Source organism: Clostridium yunnanense, from assembly GCF_016595795.1.
In the GTDB taxonomy this organism is placed as follows: Bacteria; Bacillota; Clostridia; order Clostridiales; family Clostridiaceae; genus Clostridium_AR; species Clostridium_AR yunnanense.
Map to the genome: position 1 here is coordinate 169,567 of NZ_JAENHN010000023.1, position 23,188 is coordinate 192,754.

The 23,188-nt window shown below is 30.2% G+C and carries 15 protein-coding genes; 10 read left to right on the plus strand and 5 right to left on the minus strand.

Annotated features, from left to right (window positions below; all coding sequences use genetic code 11):
* Positions 1 to 263 precede the first annotated feature (263 nt).
* Both JHL18_RS07175 and JHL18_RS07180 read left to right on the plus strand, forming a co-directional pair.
* A complete protein-coding gene (locus tag JHL18_RS07175) occupies positions 264 to 1,970 on the plus strand; it encodes a potassium channel family protein (protein WP_200267564.1) in 1,707 nt (568 codons plus the stop codon).
* Positions 1,971 to 2,133: 163 nt separating this feature from the next.
* The gene (locus tag JHL18_RS07180; protein WP_200267565.1) at positions 2,134 to 3,069 is read left to right on the plus strand and encodes a DMT family transporter; all 936 of its coding nucleotides are present in this window, start codon (positions 2,134 to 2,136) and stop codon (positions 3,067 to 3,069) included.
* A gap of 197 nt (positions 3,070 to 3,266) precedes the next feature.
* Here JHL18_RS07180 and JHL18_RS07185 read toward each other — a convergent pair whose 3' ends face one another.
* The gene (locus JHL18_RS07185; protein ID WP_200267567.1) at positions 3,267 to 3,647 is read right to left on the minus strand and encodes a DUF1284 domain-containing protein; all 381 of its coding nucleotides are present in this window, start codon (positions 3,645 to 3,647) and stop codon (positions 3,267 to 3,269) included.
* Positions 3,648 to 3,872: 225 nt separating this feature from the next.
* Between JHL18_RS07185 and JHL18_RS07190 the strand changes: the two genes are divergently transcribed.
* The 3 genes from JHL18_RS07190 (at position 3,873) to JHL18_RS07200 (ending at position 10,454) form a co-directional block, all read left to right on the plus strand.
* Positions 3,873 to 5,087 carry an NAD(P)/FAD-dependent oxidoreductase gene (locus JHL18_RS07190; protein ID WP_200267569.1) on the plus strand — a complete coding sequence of 405 codons (1,215 nt, stop codon included), beginning with the start codon at positions 3,873 to 3,875 and terminating at the stop codon, positions 5,085 to 5,087.
* Between the two features lie 265 nt (positions 5,088 to 5,352).
* A complete protein-coding gene (locus JHL18_RS07195) occupies positions 5,353 to 7,788 on the plus strand; it encodes an HD domain-containing phosphohydrolase (RefSeq protein ID WP_243277818.1) in 2,436 nt (811 codons plus the stop codon).
* A gap of 419 nt (positions 7,789 to 8,207) precedes the next feature.
* The gene (locus JHL18_RS07200) at positions 8,208 to 10,454 is read left to right on the plus strand and encodes an MASE3 domain-containing protein (protein ID WP_200267571.1); all 2,247 of its coding nucleotides are present in this window, start codon (positions 8,208 to 8,210) and stop codon (positions 10,452 to 10,454) included.
* Positions 10,455 to 10,583: 129 nt separating this feature from the next.
* On the opposite strand, the gene JHL18_RS07205 is transcribed toward JHL18_RS07200, so the two are convergent.
* On the minus strand, positions 10,584 to 10,778 hold the full coding sequence (locus JHL18_RS07205) for an alpha/beta-type small acid-soluble spore protein (protein ID WP_200267573.1): 195 nt from the start codon (positions 10,776 to 10,778) through the stop codon (positions 10,584 to 10,586).
* A gap of 244 nt (positions 10,779 to 11,022) precedes the next feature.
* Between JHL18_RS07205 and JHL18_RS07210 the strand changes: the two genes are divergently transcribed.
* From JHL18_RS07210 to JHL18_RS07230, 5 genes are all read left to right on the plus strand, one after another.
* On the plus strand, positions 11,023 to 11,610 hold the full coding sequence (locus JHL18_RS07210) for a hypothetical protein (protein ID WP_338025454.1): 588 nt from the start codon (positions 11,023 to 11,025) through the stop codon (positions 11,608 to 11,610).
* Between the two features lie 194 nt (positions 11,611 to 11,804).
* Positions 11,805 to 12,362 carry an AAA family ATPase gene (locus tag JHL18_RS07215; protein ID WP_200267575.1) on the plus strand — a complete coding sequence of 186 codons (558 nt, stop codon included), beginning with the start codon at positions 11,805 to 11,807 and terminating at the stop codon, positions 12,360 to 12,362.
* A gap of 476 nt (positions 12,363 to 12,838) precedes the next feature.
* Complete coding sequence (locus JHL18_RS07220; RefSeq protein ID WP_200267577.1) at positions 12,839 to 18,319, plus strand: tandem-95 repeat protein; 5,481 nt, start codon at positions 12,839 to 12,841, stop codon at positions 18,317 to 18,319.
* A 531-nt stretch (positions 18,320 to 18,850) separates the two neighbouring features.
* Positions 18,851 to 20,071 carry a threonine ammonia-lyase gene (gene ilvA, locus JHL18_RS07225; protein ID WP_200267579.1) on the plus strand — a complete coding sequence of 407 codons (1,221 nt, stop codon included), beginning with the start codon at positions 18,851 to 18,853 and terminating at the stop codon, positions 20,069 to 20,071.
* 201 nt (positions 20,072 to 20,272) lie between these two features.
* On the plus strand, positions 20,273 to 20,953 hold the full coding sequence (locus tag JHL18_RS07230; RefSeq protein ID WP_200267582.1) for an HAD family hydrolase: 681 nt from the start codon (positions 20,273 to 20,275) through the stop codon (positions 20,951 to 20,953).
* Between the two features lie 60 nt (positions 20,954 to 21,013).
* Here the strand turns inward: JHL18_RS07230 and JHL18_RS07235 are convergent, their stop codons facing one another.
* The 3 genes from JHL18_RS07235 to JHL18_RS07245 form a co-directional block, all read right to left on the minus strand.
* A complete protein-coding gene (locus JHL18_RS07235; RefSeq protein ID WP_200267584.1) occupies positions 21,014 to 21,667 on the minus strand; it encodes an ABC-2 transporter permease in 654 nt (217 codons plus the stop codon).
* The gene (locus JHL18_RS07240; RefSeq protein ID WP_200267586.1) at positions 21,660 to 22,526 is read right to left on the minus strand and encodes an ABC transporter ATP-binding protein; all 867 of its coding nucleotides are present in this window, start codon (positions 22,524 to 22,526) and stop codon (positions 21,660 to 21,662) included. The genes JHL18_RS07235 and JHL18_RS07240 overlap by 8 nt, the downstream gene beginning before the upstream one ends.
* Positions 22,527 to 22,733: 207 nt before the next feature.
* On the minus strand, positions 22,734 to 23,111 hold the full coding sequence (locus JHL18_RS07245; protein WP_200267588.1) for a GntR family transcriptional regulator: 378 nt from the start codon (positions 23,109 to 23,111) through the stop codon (positions 22,734 to 22,736).
* Positions 23,112 to 23,188: the final 77 nt, after the last annotated feature.

Sequence of the window (23,188 nt, forward strand, 5' to 3'; positions counted from 1 at the left end):
ATAAATAATATTATAATAAATTGCTATTTATCCTTCAATTATATACTTTAATGTAATTATATTGAAGGTAAGAATTATTAAGGATGAAAGTGAAGTTTTTTTTATTTAATAACATCACTGGAGTATGTTGAAATTTTTATCTTGTAGGTATAACTTAATTGTTAAATTGGTAATCCTATGCAGTATAGCATTATATATGTAAGATAAATTAAATAGTATAACTAATATATTTGGCGTTTAGATATGACAAGGAGCAAAAGATAATGAAATATGAGGTAATTAGAAAAAATATTCCTTACAAGTTAGATTCAGATTTGTGTGCAAAAGAAACTGTTGTTATCAATTTTTTAGATGATGATGATGAAGTTTCTGAAACAAAGGAATTTGGGTATCTAAGTAAAGATGAACTTTTAACTATAATGAATCAATTCCCAGATTTCAAGCTCAGAAACTTATATTTTATGGACTTTTCAATTAACGAGTATAGGGAGCTTTTTAGTTGGCATGAAAGTATTCTTAAAAGTTTTTATGCAGAAAAATGCTTTTTTGATGGCGATTCAGACTTTAAAAATATTAACTTTGGAAAAGATGGTTTTAGTCTAGCCTATTCGTTTTTTGGAAACGGTAAAATAGAATTTGAAAAATCAACTTTCCTATCAGAGGCAGTTTATTTTAATGGAATAAGGTTTGGCAATGGAGAAAAGGATTTTTCTTTTTTACGGTTTTATGGTAAAGATATAAACTTTTATGGAACTCAATTTGGGGACGGGAAGATTAGTTTTAGAGGTAATATACTTGAAAGTGGACATCTAAATTTTAGCGGAGCAACTTTTGGTAGAGGAAATATTGATTTTGGATTTTCTATTTTTGGTATTAATGGAGTAGATTTTAGTGGCGCTAATTTTGGTGAAGGAGACGTGTCTTTCATAAATGTGAATTTCAATAATGGAGATATTATATTTTTTGGTTCTTCTTTAGAACTTGGAAAGCTTTCCTTTAGTGGAGCTGCATTTGGTAATAGTAATATTGATTTTAGCTTCTCTACATATAATAATTGTAATATTCACTTTAGATATGTGGTGCTTGGTAGCGGAAAATTTAATATGAGTAATATTAATTTAGAAAAAGGAATGATTCTATTCAAAGCAGTAGAATTTAAAGGTAAGCCTATAAGTTTTGCTGAGAGTAATATCTATCAGCTTATATGCAGAGATTCCTTATTTACTGAACATGTAAATATGACCTTGAAAACTTGTAGTTTACTAACCTTAGAAAATTGTATTATAGAGAAAACCTTTGATTTAGCTTCTAGCACTAAAAGATCAATAAATATTCAATGCTTAAATATATTAAATACAAAAAACTTAGGACAGATATATATAGATTGGAGAATGAATGCTGTTAAAAATATGATTTATTCTCAAGGAATTACTACTAACTATCAAGAAAAGGCCAATCAGTTTAGATTACTTAAAGAAAACTTTAGAAACATAGGAAGATATAATGACGAAGATTTAGCTTATCTTGAGTTTAAAAGATGTGAAAGTGTTTATAAGTTAAAGGGTGAGAATCTTCCTGATGAGTATAATAGAGGGATTAAGAAACTAAAAAGATATACACTTTACCCTTTTAAGTGGTTTTTACTTGATTTTGTAGGGCACTATGCCACAAATCCATTTAGAATTATGTGGACTATGCTTATTACAATTGTTACATTTGCAGGAATATACATGATGCCTTTCGTAAGCTTACATGGCAATAAATTTAGTGAATATTCAAGTGATAGCCCGTTGTTGCAAAGGTTGCTACAATCTTTATATCATAGCATTGCAACAATACTAACTATAGGATATGGTGATGTAAACCCAGGCAATGTTTATGCAATGTTACTTTCTGGGTTTGAAGGCTTTATAGGAGTTTTTCTTATGTCTTACTTCACTGTAGCTTTTGTAAGAAAGATACTTAGATAAATATTTCACCATCAATGTTTAATAACAGAGTAGGTCTTATAAACTGAATTATCGTTGTTTTTTTCTCCGATATTTTATAATATATTTATTAGAATCTTTTAAGTACTTTGATTAAGAAAGTTAATAATTTAAATATAATCAAAATTAAATAGGAGAAATACAAATGGATAAAAGTTTTTATACAAACAGAAAAAACATCATATTACTGGCAACTTTATGCTGTGTACTATGGGGAAGTGCATATCCATCCATAAAGATTGGATATATACTATTTCATGTAGGTGCAAATGATATAGGTTCAAAGTTAACTTTTGCAGGATATAGATTCACAATGGCAGGAGTTTTCGTTCTTTTATTAAGTGTACTTACTAAGAAAAAAATATTTAACTTTAATAGAAAACAATTTGGACAAGTCATCTCTCTTGGTTTTTTACAAACAGCTCTTCAATATATTTTTTTCTATATTGGAATGTCCTATACTACAGGAGTTAGAGGATCTATTATAAATGGGACAGGTACTTTTATAAGTATTTTATTAGCTCATTTTATTTATAAAAATGATAGATTAAATTTCAATAAGGTAGTTGGCTGTATTGTTGGGTTTTCCGGAGTTATAATTGTAAATCTTAATGGTCAATCAAGTGGCGGAACTTCTTTTTCCTTTAAAGGAGAAGGCTTTATACTTATTTCTACAGTTATTTTTGCTATATCTGCAATTTATGGAAAGAGAATAACACAAAAATCAGACCCATCCATAGTTACAGGTTATCAGCTGTTCATAGGTGGAATTATATTAACAGCATTAGGATTTATTTTAGGAGGAAGACTCCAAGGTTTTACGCTTCAATCTACTTTGCTTCTAATATATATGGCATTACTTTCTTCAGTGGCTTTCGTATTATGGACGCAACTACTAACATATAATAAAGTTGGTTTAATATCTGTATTTAATTTTTTGATACCTGTGTTTGGAACACTTCTATCAGCGTTGTTCTTAGGAGAAAATATTTTTGATTTAAGAATTTTAATTGCGCTTATACTAGTATGTTATGGAATATTCCTAGTGTATAAGGTAAAAAGAGAAGATAGATTAGATTAGATGTTATTAGTTATTATATTATTTTACGCATTTTATCAAATAACATTTCAGTATAAGAATATCTTATGGAAGCTACTATTTTGATAGCTAGATTCCATAAGATATTTTTTACTGTCTAGGAATAACATATGAAGGTAAGATCTTCACAAAGTATAATGAAAAACAACTTGTATTTCTTTGAAGCAAAGCATAAAAGTCTACTTGTAAAGATTTTCGCAAATATAAAGCCATTCACAATTTACGCAAACTTCCTTAAGTTTATTAGGTTCCAATATTGATGTTTGTATCTTTTTCTTAAAGTCCTGCCAATACAGGGTGTCTCCAAAGTTTAAACCACATAGTTCAAGGCAAGCTCTGTCGTAGTAATCAGGTTTTTGGCCAGATAAACAGCTATCATCTTTATTATTAGGGCAAGAACCACAAATATCATCTTCGCAAGATACTAAGGTTATTTTAGAATTACTGTTGTCTTCCAGTATATTTATTATATTTTTCATATTAAAGATAAAGGTATCACTATACCCTTTTCCTATAAAATGATGTATACATAGTCCATGATGTGGTCTTAAGTAAATCATCTTTTATGTTTCCTCCAGTGTTTTTAGTAAGAACTGCTTAATAAATCCATTATAATATAAGTTTATTATATAGTAATTGTTTTAGGATAAAATCTAAGTGTAGAAAAAAGTTTGTGCGGACATGTTGCGGTGTAAATGCATAAATTAATATCTAAAATTGGAAGTATATATAGGAGATATAAGTTTAAGTTAATTTAATCAAATGGACAAAGGAGCATCAGAATTATGAATGTACAGTATGTTCAAGGGGATTGTATCTTTACTAGAGTAAATAAGGTAACTAAGCAGTATGAGTACTTGATTGATGATATAGATACAGATGTAATAATAGTTGGAGGTGGAGTTACTGGAGCAATTTTAGGATATTACCTTACAAAGAATAATATAAAATCTGTTATCTTAGAAAAATCAAGAATAGGTCATGGTAGTACTAGTATAACTACTTCTCTTCTTCAGTACGAACTTGATAGTACAATAATGGAACTGAAACAATATACAACCATAGAAAATATAATAAAATCATATAGATTAGGAATAAAGGCGCTTAATGAGATTCAATATTTTACAGAACAGTATGGTAATGATTGTGACTTTAAAAGAGTAGATAGCCTTTTATATACTTCTAAAGAAATTGATAAAAATAAAGTTGAAGAGGAATATAAAATTAGAAAAGCTAATGGGTTTAAAGTAGAATTTATCGATGAATCCAGTAATCCATTTTCATTTGATGTAAAGGCAGGATTATTAAGTAAAGATGGTGGAGCTCAATTTGATCCGTTTAGATTTACTCATGAATTGCTTAGAGTAAGCTGTGATAAAGGTTTAAAAGTATATGAGAATACAGAGGTTGTAAGTGCTACCTATAATGAAAGTGATGTTGTAGCTGAAACTGTATATGGGCATAAAGTTAGAGGAAAGATTCTTATAGTAGCAACTGGTTATAACACAAGTTTATTTACTAAGAGAGAGTTTGGTACTAAAACTACTGCGTTTAATCTTGCAACTAAACCTATTAACAACATAGAGGAAATATATAAAAATATAGTTTTTAGAGATACTGAAGTACCATATAACTATTTTAGAACTACTAATGATAATAGGCTTATTATAGGTGGAGAGGATATAAACTTTTTGCCTGATATATTTAATGAACAGCTATGTACTAAAAGCTATGATAAGTTAGAACAGAGAGTAAAGAATTTATTTAAGCAACATAAAAGAGAAATAGAATATAGATATTGTGGAGCATTTGCATCTACACAAGATAACTTGGGCTTTATTGGAAAGGATCCTGATCACTCTAGATTATGGTATTGCTTAGGATACGGAGCAAATGGTATTTTATTTGCGATATTAGGTGGAATGATGCTGAGTGAATTATACTTAGGTAAAGTAAATGAAGATTTAAAATTATTCAAGGTTGATAGATTTGATTCATAAAAAGTTTACAAAAGAATAGCAATGTATACACTTTGAGACTGTTTAAATAATATTAATTTATTAAACGGTCTTTTATAGTTGAAGGAAATTTTGTGCAATTATTTTAGAAAAGTTATTATTAAATAATTTATTTGGTGTTAACTTAAGTCATTATTTACTATAAAAAAAGACTTCATTCGATAAATGATATATAATGTTGATATAATCCTAATTTATTAACAGATAAAATTGAGGTTCTTATAAGTTTTATTAGGAGTTGATACATATGAGTGTAAAATTGAAGACTTTATTTATATCTACAGTAAGTTTTTTACTTTTTCTTGCTATTACAATTGGTATATCATATTTAGTTTTTTTTAAGTTTATAATTAATATAGAAGATACAGGTGTCAATAATTCTTTTAGGACTTTTGATTCCATAATTGATAGAGAAGAGAATGGAATTAAGAGAACGTCTTTAGACTGGGCACACTGGGATGATACATATAACTTTATGTTTGATAAAAATCAAGAATATATTAAGAGTAATCTGGTAAATCAGTCACTTCGACAACTTAATTTGAGTTTTATAATATTTCTTGATAAAGATAATAAAGTTTTTTATGAAATAGATGGTGATATTGATAATAGGCAAAGAGACATCTTAATAGATAAAATAACTAACATAAGGTATAAGAAGTTTTTCAATCCAGATAAGATTGATGCAGACGCTGGGGCAATCTATGCTTATGATAAGTTGTTTATAATATCTGAAGCTCCAATTACTACTTCTGATGAGAAAGCTAAAAGTAATGGAACCTTAGTGATGGGACGTTATGTAGATAAAGAACTGATGAACTATATAAACGAAAGTAGTAAAGCTAACATAACATTTAAAGGTTTACCTGGAAATAGTCATTCATTAAGTGAGATTTCAATTGCTAGAAGTTATGATAAGATAAGTGCCTATAGGAATACAAAGGATATAAATGAAGAAAGCAGTATACTAATATCTATGTCTATTGAAAGATATGCGCATATACTTGCAATAAATTATATTAAGATATTTTGTTTACTGTATATAGTAGCCTTGTTCATGATTTTAGTTCTAAATAACCGCATTTTAGATAAATATGTTTTAAAAAGATTAAAATTACTAGATGATTTCGTTGAAAGGGTCAGAAAGACGAAGGACACAACCTTAAGGCTTGTATTAGCAGGTAATGATGAATTAAGTAAAATAGCTGATTCTACTAGTAATATGGTAGCTGAATTAGCTATTGCTAATAATGATGTCAAGGAAATGGATGAAAGATTTAGACTTATAATGGAAGCTACTAAAGATGGGTATTTAGATTTAGATTTAGTTGCTAATAGATTATATATAAATAGAGAATGGAAACAAGAGTTAGGATATACTTCAAAGAATGAAAATGGATTGTTTTATGAGCATTTTTCAAAGATTCATCCAGAGTTTATTGAGTACTTGAGTACTAACTACACTAATATCATTAATAATAACGATGAGCTTTTTGATATAACCTACAAGATGATTAAAGATACTGGAGAAATAATATGGGTTTTAGAAAGAGGTAAAATAGTAAGTAAAGATGAAAAGGGAAGACCAACTAGGATTTTAAGTATAGTAATGGATATAACTGAAAGAAAAAAATATGAAGAAGAAATTTTGTTCTTGAGCTATTCTGATAAACTTACTGGACTTAGTAATAGAGCATATATGGAAAAGCAGTTTGAAGAGCTTGATAAAGATAAGAATAGTTCATATTTTATAATCATGGGGGATGTAAATGGATTAAAACTAATTAATGATGCTTTGGGTCATAAGATTGGTGATAAACTGATATATAATGTAAGCAATGAAATGAAGAATATATGTGATCATAATGATGTGGTCTCTCGTTGGAGTGGTGATGAATTCATAATATTAATCAAAAATAGAGAAAAAGACTATGTTGAAGATTTGATTGCAAAAATCAAACAAGCTTGTGATACTATAAAAGACTTTCCTATAAGTATTAGTATTGCCTTAGGCTATGCTGAAAAGGATGATGACAATAAAGAATCTGAAGCAGTTATGAGTGTAGCAGAAAAAAGGATGTATAGAAATAAGCTCATAGAAAAGAAGAGTACAAGAAATGCTATTACTAGTTCTTTACTAAGAACCTTGCACGAAAAACATAGTGAAACAGAAGAGCATACTATGAGAATTAAGAATATGAGTTTTAAGCTAGGTAAAAGGATGGGGTTGCCTCAAGATAAATTAGATGAATTAGAGCTTTTAGGTCTATTACATGATATCGGAAAGATAGGGATACCAGAACAAATTTTATTAAAACCAGCAAAGCTTACAGCTGAGGAGTGGGTTGTTATGAAATCTCATACAGAGATTGGATATAGGATAGCTAAATCAACTCCTGAATTATCGCATATAGCTGATGAGATTTTATCCCATCACGAAAGATATGATGGAACTGGCTATCCTAATGGATTGAAGGCAGAAGAAATACCATTACTTGCTAGGATTATCAATGTAGTTGATTCTTTTGATGTTATGACACATAAGAGAGAATATAAATTGGCTAGAGATATGAACTATGGAATTGAGGAGCTTAAAAGATGTTCTTCTACCCAGTTTGATCCGCATATTGTTGCAGAATTTCTTGAATTACTACAGGAAGACGATGAAAATGGACAACCTTAAGTTTATTAAATTTAAGTGATCATTTTTGGTCATAAGATTTTACATATAAATTCGGAAAGGCATATGCTCAAAAAACCTCGCGGAAGAAGGATGCTTCAGCGAGGTTTTTGCTGTGAAAAAAATATAAAGTTTTTATGTCATTTAAATCTTGAGGGGTTAAAGGTTTTAAAAGTTCTTTATGTAACAAAGATATAATTTTGAAGGATGGAGATTGTAACTAACAATAATACTGTATCTAGTTAGTTATTAAAAAATTTGCGGAAACGATAGCGAATAATGAAGAAAAAGCACTAAAATATTATGTTACAAAATTAACATTTTTATAAAAATCACATATATTATGATGAAAAATATGGTATAATTTTCAATAGATTCATATAAATTGATATTAATTCGTGAGTTTTAAAGGGGTATTGATTATGGAAGCTAACATGAGTAAATTATATGTCACTAAAAATCATTTACCATATAAGAAGATATTTTTTACCTGTATATATTCGATATTAGCTGCATTAATTGTATCATTTATAATATGTAGGTGGTATTGGGATACTTATGAAGAATCAATACACGCAGTGTTAGAGTTAGTAAGTATTATTATAGGTGTTGCCACATTTTTGATTGTTTGGTATCAAAGCGAAGTAGATAATGAAGTAAATAAAATCTTAGGTTTTGGTTTTTTGACTGTATCTATATTGGATTTATTACATGTACATTACTATAAATATATAGTTTTAAATGATATAACTAATGGGCAGTTACCCATTTTGTTTTGGATATTGGCGCGATTAATTCAAGTTATAACATTAATGATATTTTCAGTTAAGCCATTTTCTTCGAAAAATAGCAAGTATAAGATGCTTAGTTTAACTGCTATTGTAATAGTACTTATATCCTATTTATCAAAATTAACATATAAATGGATTCCACAGCTGTATAATGAAAAAGGAAATACTGATTTTAGAATCATGTTGGAATTCTTAATAATAATATTGGTAATTGTAACTCTATATAGGTTAAGGTCTCGAGTTGAAGAAACTTATCTTGTAAGATTTACGTATATCTTTCTTTCTGTTATTATGATAATTCCTTCAGAACTTTGTTATATATTATTCAATAATAATAATTCATTTTATGTAGTTATGGCATATCTATTCAAGATAGGAAGCTATTACTTTCTCTATAGAGCAGTTTTTTCCAGTATGATAAGATATCCATATACTGAACTTATAGAGAGTAAGCAACGATTAGAAGATATTCTTAATAATATTCCAATTGCTATATATACATATAATAGTAGCGATAAAGTGGATTTTGTAAATGATAGGTTTGAAGAATTATCAAGACATTCAAAAAGTTCAATAATAGGGCTAGATAATAAAGCATTATCAAAGGTTATACCTAGGCTTGGTAACGATGAAGAAGAGGGGTTGCTTGAAAAAGTATACAAAAATGAACAGGGAATCAAAAACATAGTAAGATCTTATGTAGATAGAGATGGAAATGCTGTAAAAGTGCTTGTAAATGCCAATAAAATAAGAAATGGTGCACTTGTTTTAATTAATGACATAAAGAAGGAACAAGAAATAGATAATTTACATCTACAAACTAAGGCGATATTAAATTCCATAGCTGTTCCAATAATGATTTTAGATGGGAATAATAAAATAACCGCTTGTAACAATTCTTACTTAGAAATTATAGAAAGATGTGATTTGGATTTAATTGGAATGAGGCATGATGAATTGATGCTAAATATAGGTTTTATAGAAACTAAGGGTTCTTTAAGATTAAATCAAGGAAAGGAGGGTAACAAATATTATGAAGGGTATTTAACAACTGGAGATGGTTTAGGTAAGCAAGTATGTGGAACATATACGCCTATACTTAATATTGATAACGAGACAATTGGTGCAATTTCAATCATACAAGACTTGACAGAGAAGAAAGAAAAACAGCAAAAATTAATTAATCAAGAGAAATTAGCACTTTTAGGACAACTGGGAGCAACTATAGTTCATGAAACTAGAAATTTTTTAGCAACTATAAAGGGTAATAGTCAGTTGATTGACCTTTATTCAGGAGATTTGAGAATAAAGGAATATGCGGCAAGAATAAATAGCAGTACTGATGAAGTAAACAGGATAATAACTGATTTTCTAAGTTTATCTAAGCCAAGAGAAACAGAACTCTCAGAAGTTTCTTTTAATGATTTGATACTATCAATGAAAGGTATAATCGAAACGTCATCTTTACTAAAAGGTATAGAATTAGTCCTTGATCTTGCTTATGATGAACGGTATATACTTTGCGATGAAACGCAGATTAGGCAAGTAATACTTAATATATGTAAAAATGCAGTAGAAGCTATGGGGGAAGTCAGTTCTCCAGTTTTACGTATAAGCAGTGGGCTTAAGCCAGCTTCTAATGAGATATTTATAAAAATATCTGATAACGGTAGTGGAATACCAAAAGACATGATAAGAAAGATAGGAACACCTTTTTATTCTACAAAGAAAAATGGTACTGGCCTAGGGCTAAATGCATGTTTTAACATAATAAAAGAGCATAGTGGAAGAATAGAGATTCAAAGTGATATAGGAGAAGGAACAACATTTACCATTGTAATGCCTTATATAGATGAAGCTCTAGAAGATATAATATAGTAATTAGATTTTTACTTCATATAGAAATCATATGTTAATAGCACTAATCTTTGTAGATTAGTGCTTTTAATTTCAATAGAGTACTTTAACAACGCCTAATGTCTTTATATGTCTATAAAAACTGAGGTATTATTTATTTCTTTTAGATAACATTTCTTCAAAGGATTGAACGGCATTTTTAGTAAAATTGCCGCCTTCAGCACCACCGACCATACCACATACTTTAGAACTAGTATTGCCCCAATATCCATCCTTAGGTAACTCAATTCCTAATTCTTTAGCTTGTTCTGATTTTGTATCTAATTCATTTAATTTTTCTTTCATAAAAATATCTCCCTTTCGTTGATTAATAATGCTACTAGGAATTTATTTTAATTAATTTTAGTATACACACTTATTGATTACCTTAATAAATTTTTTTATTCTTTAGAAAGTTATATTAATGCTCAAACAGGATTATTTTTTATCCAGTTAAGTAGGTATATGGTGTGTTTAAGTTGATTTTTACATATATAGAAGATAAAATTTACTAGTAAAATAAAATGTCAGCTTAAAGGAAGTGTAACAAGTGAAAAAAGAACTAAGGAATATTGAGCAAATGCTTCTAATTGGTTCAACAGGTAGAAATAGCGGAAAAACAACTCTTGCAGCTTCGCTAATCAGAAAGTGGAAAGATGAGATATCTATAATAGCATTAAAAATAACTACTATAGAACACAAAAACGGTAAGTGTCCAAGAGGTGGAGAAGGTTGTGGGATATGTACTAATGTAGAGGATAACTTTGAACTTATAGAAGAAATAAATCCCGACAAAAATAAAGATACTTCTTTATTACTTTCTGCAGGAGCTGATAAAGTTTATTGGTTAAAATGTCTAAATGACCATTTAGAAGAAGGTATAGAATATTTCATGTCAAAAGTATCTAAAGATGCACTAATTATATGTGAATCTAACAGGCTAAGAAATGTGGTTCTGCCAGGAAGTTTTGTTATGATTAAAAATATATGTAATGATTCAATTAAGAAATCAGCAGGTGAAGTAATAGATAAGGCTGACTATATTTTAGAAAATGACTTTACTAATAAAATAGATGACTTTATTAATAATATAGTAATAGAAAAAGATAAGGTAGGGATAAGGGTAAGAATAGTATGAGATTTTTTTATTCTTTAGAAAAAATACTGAAGAAAATCGCTTGATTGGTTTTTTCGTGATAATATAATTCTAGAGGCTAAGCTTTTATGAATACATTAGCGACGAAGAATGGGTAAAAGTCAATGAATTATAATCAGTTTATAACAAGTTTGAATATAAAATACTTGTTAAGAAGAAAAATGGGGTGTTAAGTCGTGGATAGGATAATTTGTATAGTTGGTGAAAGTGGAAGTGGAAAATCAACTATAGCAGAAGAACTTTCAAAAAAGAACTATAATTATATACAAAGTTATACTACAAGAAAACAGAGATATGAAGGCGAAAAAGGACATATATTTGTTGACTATGAGGCTTATATAGAAAGTACTATAACTATTGAGAAGAAATCTAATATAATAGCTTATACATATTTTGATGGGAATCATTACTGGGCAGACAGGCAGCAATATAGAGATAAAGGCGCATCAATTTATATAGTAGATCCAGTTGGCGTTCGTGAACTGAAGGAAGAAGTTAGTGATGCTGAAATAATAGTTATATATTTGAATGCAGATGAAAAGGTTCGTTATAACAGGATGTGTAGAAGAAAGTATAATGAAGATAATCTCTATGATGAAGAGATATATATGAGAATAAAACATGATAAAAATGCATTCAAAGTGGTAAGATGCGATTATGTTGTTGATTCTAACAGAGAGTTAGAAGAGGTATTATCTGACGTAGAAGATATAATTGAAAATATTGAAAAATAAATAATTAGCAAGTTGATAAAAAATAACTTTTAAATAGAGCCATATACTGTCGATGGCAATATTTTATATGTAAAGTTGTCTGAACTTAATACTTAATATTTCACCAGTTCTAAAATGCTGGTGATTTTTTGTGCATAAAAATAATATAAAATGTATGTACAAATCAATGATTGTAATCAGTTAACAATTTGTTAAATATCCATAAAGATCATTTTTATAAGTATTATTAGTTATATGGATAAAGTAAGTAAAATTGTTTGTTGATAATTATTATTACCAAATAAAAACCATAGTAATGTGATACCCTGACCAAGTATAATTAATTAAACATAAAAATGAAATTGATAACATTATTTTGATTCTAAAGGTTTTCTATATATAAACATCAATAAATAAATGAACAATATGTGCTTTAACAAAAGAGTAGATATATAAATTTAAATACAAAAGAAAAATAGAGATATAGGGGTGTTAATTTGATACGAAAAAAAGCTAAAATTATTGGCATTATTGCACTTTGCCTTGTACTTTATTCGCCAGTATCAAAAGTAGCAAAAGCTACAACAGTAATAACTGATAAAACTACAATAACAAACAATCAATCAGCACCTTGGCCAACTAAATTTTATCCATATAGTAAGAAGGATGGTACTTTTATTAGTGATATATATGAAGCATATAATCCTGGAACAGATTTAGTTAGTAGTGATGTGTTAACAAAAGGACAGGCTGGAAGCTTGCCTTCAGTATATGTGGCTTCAGATGGAACAAATATATTCTTTAGGTTTAGAATAGATGCGAGTCCTTTGGCCCCTACAGCAGGTGGCTTTGATACGTCTGTATGGCAATTAGTTATTGCTGCAGAAGATATTAACAATGGCAGCTCAAGTTATGGAAAGTATGTACAAAGAGTGACCATAGGTATAGATGGAAAGAACCCTTCAGACGATTATGTTTATATAACAGATGGTGCGGAAACAAATGTATATAAGATATTTAAAGCAATATCTAACGGAACAGCAGGACAACAGGTGGTTCCTGGAACAAGAGTAGTTAAGGCAGAAGGTACTGATCCATATTTCCTAGACTTCCAAATTCCAATAAGTTTGATAACTGATTTTGAAAAGAACGCATTAGGATTAGCAAGTCCTATAACTGGAAACACTCCGGTAAAATTATATTTTGGTACAACTAGAGCGGGATCCATATCTACGATAAATAAAGACTGGATGAATGGAACATCCATGAATTTTGATGATTTATCTACTGTAACTTTATCAAGTATATCTCAAACACTACCAACTATTAATATAGATGGTGGAAGCTCTGTCACTGCTACTACTTCAACACCAACAATTTCAGGTGATACAGAAACTGCAGATGGAAGTCAGATTGCAGTGACAATAAATGGACATACATATAATACTACAGTTAGTAATAAAAGATGGAGCGTAGATGTAACTGATCCACTTCCAAATGGAAGCTATCCAGTTACAGCAAAGGTTACTACTTCTTTAGGAAATAGCGCTACAGCAAATCAAACGCTGACAATTGCAAAACTAAATACTGCACCAACAGCAAGTAATGGAAGCTTAACAGTAATAGAAGACACTCCTAAGATTGGAGCAATGTTAGGAAATGATGTAGATGCTGGTACTACTTTAAGCTATATCATAGTAAGTGGTCCAAGCCATGGAACAGTTTCTTTAGGAAGTAATGGTTCTTATACATATACTCCTGCTTCAAATTATAATGGTACAGATAGCTTTACTTTTAAGGTTAATGATGGAGCCTTAGACTCTAATGTTGCGACTATAAACATAAATACTACTCCGGTAAATGATAAGCCTTTAGCTAATGGGCAAAGCTTAAATATTAATGAAGATACTACTTTAAATGGAACAGTAACTGGTTCAGATGTTGATGGAGATAGCCTAAGCTATTATGTGGTTACAGGTCCAGCGCATGGAACTTTAACTATAAATGAAGATGGCACTTTCACCTATAAACCAAATAAAGATTACAATGGTACTGATAGCTTTACTTTTAAGTCTAATGATGGACAATTAGATTCATTACCTGCAACGGTTAATTTAACTGTAAAACCAATAAACGATGCACCTACTTCTAATGGGCAGACTTTAAACACTAATGAGGATAAGGTATTAACTGGAACACTAACAGGAACAGATATAGATGGCGATATTCTTAAATACTATGTGGTAAGCGGAACCTCTCATGGTACATTGAATATAAATCTGGATGGGACATTTACGTATACTCCAAACAAGGATTTTAATGGGCAAGATAGCTTCACTTACAAAGTAAATGATGGAACTGTAGATTCTGCTCTAGCTACAGTAATAATAAATATTAGTCCTGTTAATGATGCTCCTATAGCATATGGACAAAGCTTAAACGTAGACGAGGATAATGTGTTAAATGATACATTGACTGGTTTCGATATAGATGGAGATATGCTAAGCTACTATGTAGTTACAGGCCCAACCCATGGAATATTAACTATAAATGAAGATGGTACTTTTACGTACACACCAAATAAGGATTATAACGGTCAGGATAGCTTTACCTTTAAGACTTATGATGGAAGTGAATATTCCACTCCTGCTTTAGTAAGCTTAACAGTAAAGCCAGTAAATGATCAGCCTATAGCTAACGGAAAGACTTTAAGTACTGATGAAGACAAGATCTTATTAGATATATTAACAGGTACAGATGTTGATGGAGATGGCTTAAAGTATTATGTAGTAACACAACCAAAGCACGGAATATTAATATTAAATCAAGATGGAACTTTTACTTACACTCCAAACAAAGATTATAACGGAGAAGACAGTTTTACTTTTAAAGTGAATGATGGAAGTATAGACTCGTTACCAGCTACCGTAAACTTAACTGTAGATCCAGTAAATGATCAGCCAGTAGCTGATGGGCAAACTTTAAATACTGATGAAGATACGGTTTTAGCAGGAACATTAACTGGATCAGACATTGATGGAGATAGCTTGAAATACTATGTAGCAACAGCTCCAAAGCATGGAACATTAGTAATAAATCAAGATGGAACTTTTACTTATACACCGTACAAGGATTATAACGGAGAAGATAGTTTTACTTTTAAGGTGAATGATGGAAATGTGTATTCTGACATAGCTACAGTGAACTTAACTGTAAATCCAGTAAATGATAAGCCAACAGTTTTAGAAAGTTATAAAAAGAGCACACTCTATAACCAACCCGTAGGTGGAACAATAACTGGCAATGATATAGATGAAGATATACTTTCATATTACGTAAATGAAAATAATAAACCTTCAAATGGTAAGGTGTCAGTAAATGAAGTTACAGGGGAGTGGACGTATACTCCAAATGAAGGTTTTAGTGGAGAGGACACCTTCAAGGTAACTGTAGATGATGGAAAAGGTGGGACTACAGAAACTATAGTGTATATAAATGTAGCACCAAAAATATTTGTAAATACTGCACCAACAGCAAATAAAGATACTTTTAGTATTGATGAAGACAAGAGTTTAGTGGGAGTTGTTAAAGGTTCAGATATCGATGAAGATAACTTAACATACTACTTAGTAACAGGTCCAACTCATGGAACCTTGATATTTAATGAAGATGGAACTTTTACTTATACTCCAGATAAAGATTACAACGGAAAAGACAGTTTTACTTTTAAGGTAAATGACGGATATGTATATTCAGCACCAGCCACAGTAAACTTAACAGTAAAACCAGTAAATGATGCACCTACATCAGCTGAAAGTTATACAAAAACAACGCCTTATAATAAAGCTGTTTCTGGAACAGTGGTAGGAAGTGATATAGATAATGATGAACTTAACTACTCTGTAGCAGAAATCAATAAACCAGTTCATGGAATAGTTAGCATTAATCCTATTACAGGTCAGTGGACATATACTCCGAATAAAGGTTTCAGTGGTAATGATAGTTTCAAGGTAATTGTAAGCGATGGAAATGGAGGAACAGCAGTATCTACTGTTTATATAAAGGTACTTAATGCTGATCCAATAGTAGAAAACTACTCAAGAAGTACGACCATAAATAAAGCTGTATCAGATAGTGTAGTTGCAATAGACGAGAATGAAGATAACTTAACTTACTCTATAGTTAGTTCACCAAGCAACGGAACTGTAAGCTTAGATAATAGTAGTGGAAGATGGATCTATACACCAAAGACTGGCTTTAGCGGTTTGGATAGTTTTAAGGTAGAAGTAAATGATGGTAATGGCGGAGTTGCTGTGTCTAATATAAGCGTAAATGTTTCTGCAACCTTGAACTTAATTGGCAATATTACTGATCAGGTTACAGGTAATATATTAGTAGACTCTACTGTTGAACTTAGAGATTCATCAAACACATTAATAGCTACAGTTAATACCAATAGTAATGGTAACTATTACTTTAAGAATGTAAAACTGGGTAATTATGTTTTGGTAGTTAAAAACGCTAAATATAGTACTCAAACTCTTGCGTTGACAGTAGCAACGGGTAATACTAATACAGATGAAATTAGAAAAGATGCTAATTTGGTTAATTTTGTAATAAATTTAGCAGCTAACCCAAAAGTGATAAAAGGTGATGGAGTTCAAACTACTATCTTAACTGCAAAAATTACCGATAAGAATAACAAACCTTTGGCTAATACAACAGTAACTTTTAGTGCTTCAATGGGAAGTTTTCCTAATGGAAGTATAGTAAAAACTGATGAGAATGGAATTGCTACAATAGTATATAAATCAGCAAAAATTGAAGGTACTGAAAATGTTAGTATACCAGTAATAGCTACAGTTGAAGATAAATCAAGAGGTTTATATACTTCTGATAAAATCACTATAACCTTTGAACCAGGAATACTTACAGGAGTTGTTGTGGATAATACTACTCATTTACCTGTAAAAGGTGCAGTTATAGAAATATCAAAAGATTTTAATAATGATGGAATTCTCGACTTTTATTCAAAAATGATAACTGGAATAGATGGAACATATAAAATTGCTATACCAAAGGGTGGAATAACTTATGATATAAAGATAACTAAACCTGTGGTAATTGGCGGTGAAACTAAGCTTGTGACTTTTAATCAAAAGAGTACAGTAGATGACATAAAAGGTGATGGAGGAGAAGTATTTACTTCTGACAAAACCGCAGCTGGAATGGTTTTATTTAAGAAGCCGAACGGGCAAGATACACTACTTAAAGACTACTCAAACCTAAGTTTTGATGTTTATGACAAGGATAATAACCTAGTTACAGTAGGTATAAATACTCATATATATAATTCAGCAAATGATAAAGGGGTATTTAGTGCTGATGGTTTAGAAAAAGGAGAAGAATACAAGTTTGCAGTAAAGTATACTTTACCAAATGGCCAAAAGATTATAATAGGAACTATGAATGTATCTATGAGCCAAGATGGTGAGATTAATTTAAGTTCTGCATTGATTGACCCATATGGAACTATAACTGACAGTATAACTCACAAAATAATAACTAATGTTGATGTGAAATTATATTATGCAAATACTGCAAGAAATATATTGGCTGGAAGAAAGCCAGGAACACTTGTTGAGCTACCTTCAGTTGCTGAGTTCCCACCAGCAGATAATGCTAACCCTCAGTTCTCTGATGATTTTGGAAAATATGCATATATGGTATTCCCAGATGCAGATTACATTGTTGTAGCAGCTAAAGATGGGTATGAGACTTATACAAGCCCTATTATTTCAGTAGGTAAAGAAATTGTTAGACATGATTTCTCTATGAATTCAAATGCTAAACAACCAGCTATTATTGCAGAATTACCTAAGACAGGATCAGTAGTTGATATGAATGGCTTGGTAATGCTTGGAACTATATTAATGCTTTCAGGGATGGGGTTAACCTTAAGACCTAAGAAAAATTAATTAAATATCAGTATCTATAAAAGGTTGTTGAAGAATTATAAATTTCAACAACCTTTTAACTGTATAGCAAGTTATAGGGTTTTCCTCATATACAGTGGGAAAGGCAGATGCTTTAAAAAAGCTAACTGAAAAAATTCGCTTCAGTTAGCTTTTTTAGGATATGAATTAAGTCAAAATATGATAGGTGATTATTTTACCCGATACTTCACAAAATATTCTAAATTTGATAGAATATTTATATAATAACTTTAAATTAGTTAGACAAAGCTCGTCTTCAGTAAGTACTGAAGCGAGCTTATTTTTCAATATTTAAGAAGGTCGCTTCAGCGATTTTTTAGACAGTTTTCTATACATATAATTGGGCTAATAAGTATAAAGTTTACTGTTACAGATGTACCACTTCGAACCGCAATCTATTTTTAAAACTCTCACGGCTTCTGGTGAGAGAATTTAAAAATAATAAATTTCATTACGAAGTGGTACATCCATAATAATTTAAGGTTTTTAACAAGACAAAATAGGGGGCAAATAATGATGGTTGAGTGTAATGAATTTACCAAAGAGCAATTTTTGGAGGCAACTAATAGGATAAAGGATGTATTAAAAGAGACAAAACTTGTTTATAGTAATATTTTTAGCAAAGAATCAGGTAATGATATATATATAAAACCAGAAAATCTTCAAGTAACAGGAGCATTTAAGATAAGAGGAGCTTACAACAAGATAAGCAAGCTTACTGAAGAAGAAAAGAAAAAGGGGCTAATAACTTCTTCGGCAGGAAATCATGCTCAAGGCGTGGCTCTAGCAGCTCAAAAATTAGGGGTAAAAGCAACTATAGTTATGCCAAAAGCTACTCCACTTATTAAGGTTGAAGCTACAAAAAACTTTGGAGCAAATGTTGTGCTTCATGGAGAGTGTTATGATGAGGCTTATGAAGAAGCAAAGAGATTGGAACAAAAGAATGGATATACATTTGTACATCCTTTTAATGATATAGATGTTATAGAAGGTCAGGGAACTATTGCAATTGAAATTTTGGATGAACTAAAAGATGTAGATTGCATAATGGTGCCAGTTGGTGGTGGTGGTCTTATTAGTGGAATAGCTGTTGCAGCTAAATTAATCAATCCTAAAATTAAAATAATAGGGGTTGAACCAGAAGGTGCAAATGCAGTAAAGTTGTCCATAGAGAATAATAAAGTTATTTCTCTAGAGAATTTAAAGACAATTGCCGATGGGGTAGCAGTAAAAACCCCTGGTGATTTGAATTTTAAATTAATTAAAAAATATGTAGATGAGATAGTAACAGTTTCTGATTTAGAGGTTATGGAAGCTTTTCTTATACTCCTTGAAAAGCATAAGCTTATAGGAGAAACTTCAGGGGTATTACCTTTGGCAGCCTTAAGAAAGATAAACGAAAGAGATAAGAAGATAGCATGTGTAATTAGTGGTGGAAACATAGATGTTTTAACAATTGCATCAATGATAGACCGTGGACTTGTATCTCGTGGAAGAAAGTTCTGCTTTACTGTTGAGCTTTTAGACAAGCCGGGACAATTACAAAAAGTATCTCAAATATTGGGGGATTTAAATGCTAATATAATAAAGCTAGATCATAATAAGTTTAAAACCTTTGATGCCTTTATGAAAGTTCAGCTGGAAGTTACAGTTGAAACCAATGGTCACGAACATGTTCAGTTAATCACAGACGAATTAGAAAGAAAGGGCTTTAAGATAGTTAAGGTCTATTAAAGATAAATTAACTAAAGGAAGTTATGTATCCTCATTTAGTTAATTTTATTTTTAAAAGTTTATCTTGAAGAATATTTATAAAATTAATTTCATTAAAATGCCTAGTACATGTATTTGCACTTTCAAAATAAGAAAAATTTATTTTAATAGATGATGATATAATTTAGGAAAAACTATGCTATTTAGTTGGAGGATTTAATTATGGCGAGAATAGAACTAGTTATCTTCGATATGGATGGATTAATGTTTGATACTGAGGCACTTACTAAGAGAGCATGGCAGGAAGTAGGCAGACTACATAATTATGATATTCCGATGCAATTTCTTCTGGGACTGTTAGGAATGAATAGCGCTTCTATATCTAATCAATTTAAAACAGTATTTGGACAAGATTTTCCTTTCGATAATATGTATGCAGAGCAAGGTAAATGCGTAGCTAGAATAATTGAAGAAGAAGGACTTGGAATAAAGAAAGGTCTTACAGAACTTTTAGAGTATCTGCAAGAAAATAACATAAAAAGAGCAGTGGCTACTTCAAGTAGTAGAGAAAGAGCTTCTAAGCTTTTAAATATAGCAGGTGTTTTTGATAAATTTGATAGAGTTATTTGTGGGGATGAAGTAACAAAAGGTAAACCAGATCCAGAAATATTTCTAACAGTTTGTAAAAAGCTAGACGTTGCGCCTGAAAACGCCATAGTACTAGAAGACTCAGAAAGAGGGTTAGAAGCGGCGGTAGCTGGTGGAATGAGATGCATACTTGTACCTGATTTGGTAGAACCTTCAGAGGAACATGTAAAAAGAGCGTATGCTAAGGTTGCTGATTTAATAGAAGTAATTAATCTAAAAGAATTATTCGAAGAAATAGAAGAAGCTAATCAATAGACTATATAGAAAGAGAGTGCTTTACGTAGCACTCTCTTTTTATATATGGTGTGATTTATATTATAAATCTCTTTTTAAATAAATTCTTAAAGATAATAAAGATGAAGCTAGTAGAATAACAGCTAATATTAAGATTACAGAAGCTTTAAGTATTCCTTCAGGAACTTTACTTAAATAGTCTATAATATCAGCGGTATTTCCTTTACCTACAAATTCAATGATAGCTGCAGGTATAAAGAATGATCCGAGTAACATAAACATACTTAGATATTTTGATTTTAAATATCCAAACTTAAAGTATACTGGATAATAAATTGAACATAGAAATGTAATACTTATAAAGGCTCCTAGTACATCTTCTAGGTTCATAAATCTACTGGCATTGCCGAATTTCAAATATTTAACGGCTGTGGTAAATATAAATGCAATACAAACTCCAATTATTGCATATAAAACAATAGATAAATATTTAGATAATACTATATCCTTTCTGCTTATAGGAAGGCTGTTAAGCATTATTTCAGATTTATTCTTATCATCATAAGCACATGCATATGTCACAAAAAGATAGCCTATAACTGATGGAACTGCAATAAATATACTTTCAGGATTACTTGTGTTAGAAAAGGTCACTGTGAACACAGCACCGTACAAAATTGCTATTAAGAAAGATTTTTTTTGTATTAATAAATCTTTAAATACTAAATTAAGCATTTCTGTTCCCCCTTATTGAATAGACCATTATATCTTCAAGTGAAGCTTTTTCTAAAAGAACCTTATCTCCAAAGATCCTTTTTATGGAGCTAGCATCATCGGTTAACGCTTCGAAGCCAAAAGAATTTTCTTTTATGCTTATAAAGTTTTTTCTAGTATCTCTATCTAAGAGCGTTGTATCACCTTTCACAATTCTATAGTTTTCAAGCACTTCATCCTTTTCTTTTGAAAATACTATCTTTCCATTATTTAAGAAAGTTATATAATCAGCTATCTTTTCTAAGTCAGTAGTTATATGGGTGGAAAAGAATATAGATTTATTTTCATCCTGGATTATAGAATATAGTATATCTAGCATTTCACTTCTAAATATAGGGTCTAATCCAGAAGTAGGTTCATCCATTATTATGAACTCTGCATTATGAGAAAGCGCTATTGCTAGTGAATACTTCATTTTCATGCCTTTAGACAAGTCTTTAATCTTTTTCTTCTTAGGAAGCGCAAATTCATCCATATATTTATTAAAAGCTTTATTATCCCATTCTTTGTAAAACGGAGATACAATATCCTTCATTTCTGTAGTTGTTAAATCTTCATAGAAATAATTTTCATCATAAACAAAGCCAATCTTTTGCTTAAGTTCTTTTTCAGAAGAGATATTGTCTTTCCCAAAGATCTTAATACTGCCTGAATCTTTCTTTATAAGATTCATAATTAGCTTTATAGTTGTGCTCTTTCCAGCACCATTAGGTCCTATAAAGCCCATTATATAACCTCTTTTTAAACTGAAACTAATATTATCTAAAGCAAAATCCTTATAAGATTTCGAAAGATTAGTTACTTCTAAAATATTATCCATAAAATAACTCCTTTTTTATTTGTTTATGTTTAAGAATATTATTGAAATTAAATGGTTATACAGAAGATGCTATATGCGTAAGCTCATTAAAGCTTTGGATGGATAAGCATTTAATTTCAACACAGCACTTTAACATATCATTTCATTTAAATTTTCATTGATATCACTATTGAGAATAATGTGATGATACAGAGCTTAAAACTATATCTATTTATTACTATCATGCAGAATCTGCAGCATATCTTTTAAGTCATCAACTGATAAATTTAATATCTTACCTTCTTCTATTACCTCCAGAAGTTTATCTTCGATTAGCTTAAGTTGCTTTTCTCTAATAAGTTCTTTGTTTTTGCTTGCTACATAAGATCCCTTACTTGGGATTGTCTGAATGAAGCCTTCGTCCTCAAGCTCTTCATAGGCTCTTTTTGTGGTTATAACGCTTATCTTTAATTCCTGCGCCAGGCTTCGTATAGAAGGAAGAGCATCTCCTTCTGATAATTCGCCGGTAAATATATGGTTCTTGATCTGGCTCGATATTTGCTCATATATTGGTTCACCAGATGTATTTGAGATAATTATCCTCATTCATTAGGCTCCTTTGCAAAGTGTGTATATATTATCTATACTGTATATAAACAGTATATACAGTGTGAGTGCTATTA